Source organism: Nocardia sp. NPDC006982, from assembly GCF_042869435.1.
In the GTDB taxonomy this organism is placed as follows: Bacteria; Actinomycetota; Actinomycetes; order Mycobacteriales; family Mycobacteriaceae; genus Nocardia.
The window spans coordinates 46499-53898 of record NZ_JBIAFV010000028.1; the positions used below are offsets into that span (position 1 = coordinate 46499).

Sequence of the window (7400 nt, forward strand, 5' to 3'; positions counted from 1 at the left end):
TCGTGTAGTGATGAAAGGCTGGGACAGTCGCCACCGACCACCTCGACCGGCAATGCCGCTGAAATAATTCCCTTGCGATGTAACATGGCTACGCGCAAGCGGGCAGAGTCAGGAACCACGTGAGCTCAACCGACTGCGACATCACAGCGCTCGGATGCGCCACCGATGTCCCTTCTGCCGATCACACCTCAGCGCAAAGTGAATCTTCTCGTTACGGCCTCTGTGCCCGATCCCACCGGTGGCCCTGCACCGTACGCCTTGGTGGGGGCTGCCGGGAATTAGAGGATCCGAGATGGCCGAGTTGCTGTTATCTACGACGTCGGGCCGGGTGGCGCACGACCGCGGGCCGGTATTTCTCGGGAAGGGCCCCGCATACTTCCACGCGCGACGAAATATTCAATTTTCTCAGTATCGACGCAACCTGGTTTTCGATGGTCTTGATGGAGACGTTGTTCTGGCGGGCAATATAGGAATTCGATTGACCTTCGGCGAGTAGAAGTGCGACTCCCTGCTCCACCCGGCCCAAACTTTTCCAGAGCGCCTCAGCAGGGTCGGTGACCGTCTCAGCGGGTGCGGGGTCAAGGGTGTTTTCGCCCAGTGCGAGGCGATACACGTCGTCAGTATCGGAGCGCAGGCCCGTTTCACCTCGGTTCATCTCCGCAATGAAAACGACATCACCGAGCACTCCGCGGGCGGTGTCGATCGCCTCTTGGCTTGCGTCCGCAAAGGTACCCATGCGGAGCAGATCGATACCCAAGATCGATCGCAGAGTTTTGAGACCGCCAGCGAGCTGGGCGATCTCGGTCGCGACTCGCACGGGGTCGCCGATACCAGCGTTGATCATCTCCTCCAGTGCCCAGCCCCGCAACTGGATCGACCAATGCGCGCCCCACCGGTCGCCGATGTCCCTTTGTTTCCTGAGCGTGTCGCGCAGGATCTCCGCCCCCTCGCCGGGATCGCCGTGTTTGATCAAAGTGACCGCCAACGCCAGCGACGCCCAGGACGTCGCCCACTCAGCTCCCGACTCGCAGGCCCGCTTGACCGCGTGACGGGAGAGTTCGTTGGCGCGGTCGCCGGTCGTGTCGAGCAACGCGGCAGCCAGACCAGCGAACATGCCCGCGAAGACAGCGGCGCCGTCTTCGCCTGCCTCCTCGAATTTTCCGCGTGCCCGTTCCAACACCTCGACAGCGGCTGGATTTTTGGCATCCATGAACGACCGTGTCCCTATCGCCAAATCGAGCAGGCCGGTCAGTCCCTTGACAGCTGCCGGATTGTTCTGCCAGTCCGCGCCATTCGAATCGGAGGCGGTGACGCATTCATCGAGCAAGCGTGTGGCGTCGGCGGATTTGCCTTGGCGCACAAGTATCCACGCGAGAGCCGACCTGGCCTCCAGCTGCACCTCGCTGGGCTGCGGTGTCAGCTTCTTACTCGCCTCCAGACACTGCTCGGTCCAGTCTCGGATCTCGCGGATCGAACCTCGCAGGAAGGGAAGCCGCAAGTGAATCAGCCCGCGGCAGATCTCCAAACCCGCACGGGCCTCGCCGGGTGTGTTGATGCTGGTCTCGATCGCGGTAACGATGTTGCCCCACGCGGCCTTCGCCCAATCAAGCAACTCACGTTCGGCCGGGCTGAACCACCTGCGCGAGGCGTCAACCACCTTGTCCCGGTAGAAGTACAGGTGGCGAAGGGCCAGGCGCCCACGTTCGTCGGGACCGCGTTCATTGAGCCGGTCCTGCGCGAACAATCGCAGACTCTCTCCCATCGAATATCGCACGGCGGCACTGCTAGTGATGTGGATCGTGACAAGTGACTGGTCCACGAGCCGTTCCAGCACCGCTTCGATCTCGTGCCTCGGCAGCGTCGCCTGCCCATCACCAGTCTGCTCGTCACTGCATACGGCTTCGATCGCCTCGAGGCCCGCACCCACCCCCGCGATGCTTATAGTGTCGCCCTCGGTGTCGCCCCCGGCGGCGAACACCGAGAACCGTTCGAACAAGAGCTTTTCCTGGTCACTGCACAGGTCATAAGCCCAGCGGATGACATTGCCAATCCCGAGATGGCGCTCCTCGACTCCCGAGCCTTGCCATCGCATCCGCCTGTCGCCCACGCGTCCGGTGACCTCGGCGCTCAAACCACGCAGCGACTTGTGCCGCAGCCTCGCTGCCGCCAGCCGGATGAAGAGGGGATTACGGCCGACATGGGCACAGATTTCGGCGACGATGCCTACTTCGTTCGGGTCGTTCGGGTCAATCGGGGCATAGCCGGTGAGTTCGGCACGCTGGAGAAAGAAGGTCACAGCGTCGGCTTCGCGCAGCTGGCGCACCGGGATCAGGCGCTCGTCTTGCCAACCGGTCGGGCCGATGCCGGTAGCCAGGATGATCAGCCCCGGGACCGCATCGAGCAGGGCCGGGATCAAAAGAGTTAGCCCCCTGATCACGTGCTCGCAGTTATCCAGCACGAGGACGACCTGTCGACGGCGCCCCGACTTGTCTGCTTGGTCGAGAGTCTCGACCAGTGCGTCCCACGTATTTCGCTCTGAGAAGTCGGTCGCGATCACCGCAGACGCGGTTTCCTTCTCCACTGCCGCATAGTCCGCATCCACGGGCAGTCGCGCAAGGCGCACCCAATGCACCTGGACACCGCGCGCCTTTGCTTCACGGGCAGCCTCGGCCGCCAGACTACTTTTCCCGATCCCTCCCGGACCGACCAGGGTGATCATCCGGTCCGATCCAGCCTTCACCAGCTCACCGATGAGGGCCAAGTCCTCTTCACGTCCCACGATGCTCTGGTGTGCCGGCACCGCGCTTCCCGCCCCAGGTTTGTTCACACAGTGACCATACCGTGAAAGATGCCGCGCGGTATCGAAACAATTCCCAACTCCACGCCCACGCAGCGAATAGGTGTGAGCCAAATAGGTGGTAAATAGGTGGCCACCTATTCACGTAGCTTCCAATAGGTGACGCACCGCCTGGGCGACTTGGGAACGAATCATTCGAATTCAGGTCCAGCGATGATCGAACAACCCGAAAAGCAGAGTGATCTGGGCTTTCTTGTTGCGATTCGGATGTGCTACTTCGCCTTGCAAGCGCTATCAACCGCTATCGAGAATGGGTGCGAAGAAGATGTTCCGCGGATGGGTGCGGATTGGGTGGGTCACCTATTTCGACGGTGCCTATAGGTGTGGCACAGTGCTGTTCTGCTGCCGAAACAATGGCATTTGATTTCGGGTAGGCGACGAGGCCGATACAACGACTGTGCGCGCTCGGAGCGCTGTCCAAAAAGGGGAGTTATGTTGAGTTCTGTCGTCTACGGGTCTCCTATCGACACGGACGACAAGCCCGTATCGCTTGTCAAGCGCGTACGGCTCGACGGTGAGAAGTTCACCAGGAACCCGCATGCAGTGCTCGAGCAGCTGCGGAAGCAGTTCGGGACACTGGCGCCGGTCGACTTGACGCTGGGCGTTCCGGCCACTCTCGTGCTCGGCTACCAAACCGCCGTGCGCATCCTCCACGACCCGTGGCATTTTCCCGTCGATCCGCGCGCGTGGCAGAAGACCGTCGCCGATGACTGTCCTCTCCGGCCGATGATGGTATACTTCCCCGCCGCGCGGCACACCGACGGCCCCGAACACACGCGACTCCGGGAAGCGTCGGCCGCCGCGACTGAGACCGTCGACCTGCACGCAATGCATGACATCGTCGAAGACCTCGTCACGCTACTGGTCAACGGCTGGATCGAGACAGGCGAAGTCGAGCTCGCGAGCCAGTTTGCGGCCCCGCTCGTGATCGCCGTCCTCAACCACGCTATCGGCTGCCCGAACGAAATCGGACAACAAAATCGCCGACGGCACCGCCGCACGCTTCGACAGCACTGCCGCGGCGAAGCAGGGCATGGCGATGCTCACCGAAGCATTGACCAAGCTGGTGCGGTACAAGCACGACCAGCCCGGCGACGACATAACCACGCGGCTGATCGACCATCCGAGCAAGCTCAACGACGACGAAATCGTTGCCCAGCTGATCAGCTTCTACGGCGCCGGCATCGAGCCGCTGCACAACCTGATCCTGAACACCCTGCACCTGATGCTCACCGACGACCGATTCGGTGGCAGCTTGCTCGGCGGGAGCCTGTCTACCCGCGACGCCCTCGATGCGGTGTTGTTCGACAACCCACCCATGACCAACTTCTGCATCACCTACCCGCGCCAGCCGGTGCTGATCGACGAGACCTGGCTGCCCGCGGACCAGCCGGTCGTCGTCAGCATCGCCGCCTGCAACAACGACCCGATCACCGACGGCGACCGCACCGGCAACCGGAGCCATCTCAGTTTCAGTACCGGGACGCACGCCTGCATTGCTCGACCATTGGCGTACCAAGTCGCGCAAGACGCAGTCGACTACCTGCTCGACCTCATTCCGGAGATCACGCTAGCCGTCCGCGCCGCGGAGTTGACGTGGCGGCCAGGCGTCTTCCAGCGGGCGCTCACGGCGCTACCCGTCGTGTTCCCCCGCGCTCAACCGATCAGCTTGCAACAGCAGACCAAGCCGCGAGTTTTCCAACCGACGGGAAGGTGACGACAACATGCAGACCGGGCGACCCAGTGAAACAGCGAGAGCGATAGCGCACATCAGGGCCCTCCACCAGAAAGCCGACGACGCATCAATATTCAATGACCCACTAGCAGAGCTGATCCTCGGTGAACCAGTCCTCCCTGAAACAGACCTCGACCGGGGACTCAAACCGGACGTAGTTCGTCGTCGGAGGTGGTACATCGCAGCACGCTCCCGATTTGCCGATGACCGCGCGGCAGCCGCCATAGCCAGAGGAACCGAACAGGTAGTAATCCTCGGCGCCGGACTCGACACGGCCCCCTACCGCAACACAAACAAGAACGTGCAATTCTTCGAGGTCGATCATCCCTCGACGCAAAGTTGGAAACGGAACATCCTCAGCGAGCGCGGGATCGCGATCCCAGACTCGCTAACCTTCGTCCCGATCGATTTCAACCAGTCCACGCTCGCGGACGGACTCACTAAGGCAGGCCTCGACCGGACCCGCAGCGCGATGTACATCTGGCTCGGCGTCACCGTGTATCTGACCCGCTCCGCCGTCGACGAAACCCTCCGCTACATCGCTCACCACTCCGGCTCCGAACTGATCTTCGATTACTGGGTCGAACCCATCGTCTCGACGCCACATGACCCTACAACCGACCAGCTTCAGGCACGCGCGGAGACCGTCGCGCAGCTGGGTGAACCGTGGCAAACGTTCTACACCGCCGTTCAGATCCACACCCTCCTCCGGTCTTTCGGCTACAACCACGTCGTCGACCAATCCAGCTCAGAGTTGGTGGCCACATACGATAAGCGGGCAATTGTCCACCCGAAGGATTCCGGACCACACGTGGTACATGCCTGCCCGGCCTGACTTCGCGGACATACTTGCGCTACATGGGTTTTTCTCGACGCCGGATGGCACTCTGTACGAGTTCATCCCGCACTTGCTCACGCCAAACAATTTGCCGGCCTCCGTGATGTTGGCTGCTTGACCCGCATCCCCTTTTGGTGTCGGTCATTCGAAGGTGTCACCGGATTTCCCCCTTACCAGTGGGCATCGTCACCTCGAACAGGTGGCTCTGGGAGGGGCTACAGGAGGTTTCTCTCGGCCGCGCCGCTGCGCGGCGATCATGCCGCCCACGCGACCCACGATGCGGCACGATCGATGGCGACCTCCACCACCGCAGACGTCTCGCTGATCACCGAGCCCATCCCACGTCGCGATGCTCTACATACGGCAGCGTCACCCCGTACCACGACAGCCACTCCGCTTTCGATTCCGGATCGTGGTTCAAGACTGTGCAGCCCTCCGCCGCATCAGAACCTGCGACTCAACCGCTCTATGTAATGAAATAGGCAGTGCCACAGCAGAGTTGGATGCGCCTGCGCCGTCTTCACTGTCGCAGTCCCGCTCAGGCGCCGCACGGCGTGGGCCGCTGCAGCCGATCACCGTCATGACGGTTACGGTCGCGGGGAGCGTCGAGGCGATGATCGGAGCGATAGCTTCGTCGCCCATGAGCCATCGCCTTTTCTGAAGACCACGCGTCGGGTTCCGCAGCGGCGCAGAGCATTTCGGGCCAATCGCGGACCGGCGGACGCGGTGGCTTTACGTTGAGAGGATCAGGAAATGTGGTGATCACTGCCGCGCCCTAGGGCTCTACCCATTCCCCAGACCAGGCAGACCAGCCTTTGGTCACGATCGACGCCAGGCCAAGTCGCGGGCTGAACCGCCCCGATTTTCCGGCCGCTTCCTTCTCTGTGGAGGATGTGGGCCATGCCCAAGCGTTATCCGATCGAGCAGCGTGAGCGTGCGGTGAAGATGGTGCTGGACCGACTCGACGGGTATCCGTCGGCGTATGCCGCCTGCCAAGCGCTCGCGCCGAAACTCGGAGTCCACCCGGAGTCGTTGCGTGTCTGGGTGAAGCAGGCCCAGATCGACACCAGGAAGGCTCTCGGTGTGACGAGCGCGGAGCAGGCGCGGATCAAGGAACTCGAACGCGAAGTCCGAGATCTGAAGGAGGCCAACGAGATTCTGAAAGCGGCCTCGATCTTCTTCGCCCGGGAGATCGACCCGCGCCGCCGGTGATCTGCCAATTCATCGACCAGATGCGTGCACAAGGTTACCGGGTCGATCCGATCTGTCGCGTGCTCACCGAGCAGGGCGTGCAGGTCGCCGGACGCACCTATAGGAACTGGAAAACCGCCCCGCCCTCGCCGCGGACGGTGACCGATGCGTATCTGACCGATGCACTGCACGCCACCGTCGGCACGCCTGAGGGCATGTATGGGCGCCGCAAGATGACCCCGTATCTGCGCCGCCTGGGCTACCGGGTCGGCATCGGCACCGTCGACCGGCTGATGCGCGACGAAGGCCTGTCCGGCGTGGTCCGCGGCGGCAAACATCGCAGCACGATCCCGGGGAAAGGTGCCGGTCATCGCCGTGCCCAAGATCTGGTCGACCGCGATTTCACCGCAGTTGCGCACACGGAGCAGCAATAGCGTCTGCGAACTCGTCGAGCCTATCCAGCTCGTCGTGTGGGCGAGTCTCGACTACATCGATGGTGTCATTCATAACGATCCCGATCAGACTTGTCGTTCATCCGGGGTGCTCCTCGGCGGTCGTCCCATCAACTCTCCGCCAGGCGTCACCAGGAGACATCCGCCGTGGCACCGAGGTCGACGAGCCCTATGCTCGGAATGTACGCCCAGAACACTGTGCCACTGACCTGACCCCATGATTTCGGTCCGAGGACTGTGAGAGCCTTGCGGCCCACGTAGTGGGCAGGAAGGCTCGATGACCATGGCGACACGCAAGAGGCACACCCCTGAGCAGGTCGTGCGCAA

6 protein-coding genes are annotated in these 7400 nt (G+C 62.3%); 4 read left to right on the top strand and 2 right to left on the bottom strand.

From position 1 onward, the window contains the following. Nucleotides 1–307: 307 nt before the first annotated feature. Nucleotides 308–2827 carry an AAA family ATPase gene (locus ACFYOW_RS45845; RefSeq protein WP_387297841.1) on the bottom strand — a complete coding sequence of 840 codons (2520 nt, stop codon included), beginning with the start codon at nt 2825–2827 and terminating at the stop codon, nt 308–310. 888 nt (nt 2828–3715) lie between these two features. Further along, complete coding sequence (locus ACFYOW_RS45850) at nt 3716–3904, bottom strand: hypothetical protein (protein WP_387297843.1); 189 nt, start codon at nt 3902–3904, stop codon at nt 3716–3718. Between ACFYOW_RS45850 and ACFYOW_RS45855 the strand changes: the two genes are divergently transcribed. The 4 genes from ACFYOW_RS45855 to ACFYOW_RS45870 all read left to right on the top strand — a co-directional run bounded on the left by ACFYOW_RS45855 (nt 3897) and on the right by ACFYOW_RS45870 (nt 7055). Continuing rightward, the gene (locus tag ACFYOW_RS45855) at nt 3897–4574 is read left to right on the top strand and encodes a hypothetical protein (RefSeq protein ID WP_387297845.1); all 678 of its coding nucleotides are present in this window, start codon (nt 3897–3899) and stop codon (nt 4572–4574) included. The two genes, ACFYOW_RS45850 and ACFYOW_RS45855, sit on opposite strands and share 8 nt — an antisense overlap. Before the next feature lie 7 nt (nt 4575–4581). Continuing rightward, a complete protein-coding gene (locus ACFYOW_RS45860) occupies nt 4582–5427 on the top strand; it encodes a class I SAM-dependent methyltransferase (RefSeq protein WP_387297847.1) in 846 nt (281 codons plus the stop codon). A gap of 903 nt (nt 5428–6330) precedes the next feature. Continuing rightward, nucleotides 6331–6642, top strand: a complete 312-nt coding sequence (locus ACFYOW_RS45865) for a transposase (RefSeq protein WP_387297849.1) — start codon at nt 6331–6333, stop codon at nt 6640–6642. Nucleotides 6643–6662: 20 nt separating this feature from the next. Continuing rightward, nucleotides 6663–7055 carry an IS3 family transposase gene (locus tag ACFYOW_RS45870; protein ID WP_387297851.1) on the top strand — a complete coding sequence of 131 codons (393 nt, stop codon included), beginning with the start codon at nt 6663–6665 and terminating at the stop codon, nt 7053–7055. The last annotated feature ends 345 nt before the right edge of the window (nt 7056–7400 follow it).

Coding starts and splice junctions, on each gene's coding strand:
- ACFYOW_RS45865 (WP_387297849.1), top strand. CDS start 6,331: ATGCCCAAGCGTTATCCGATCGAGCAGCGTGAGCGTGCGGTGAAGATG.
- ACFYOW_RS45855 (WP_387297845.1), top strand. CDS start 3,897: ATGCTCACCGAAGCATTGACCAAGCTGGTGCGGTACAAGCACGACCAG.
- ACFYOW_RS45860 (WP_387297847.1), top strand. CDS start 4,582: ATGCAGACCGGGCGACCCAGTGAAACAGCGAGAGCGATAGCGCACATC.
- ACFYOW_RS45870 (WP_387297851.1), top strand. CDS start 6,663: ATGCGTGCACAAGGTTACCGGGTCGATCCGATCTGTCGCGTGCTCACC.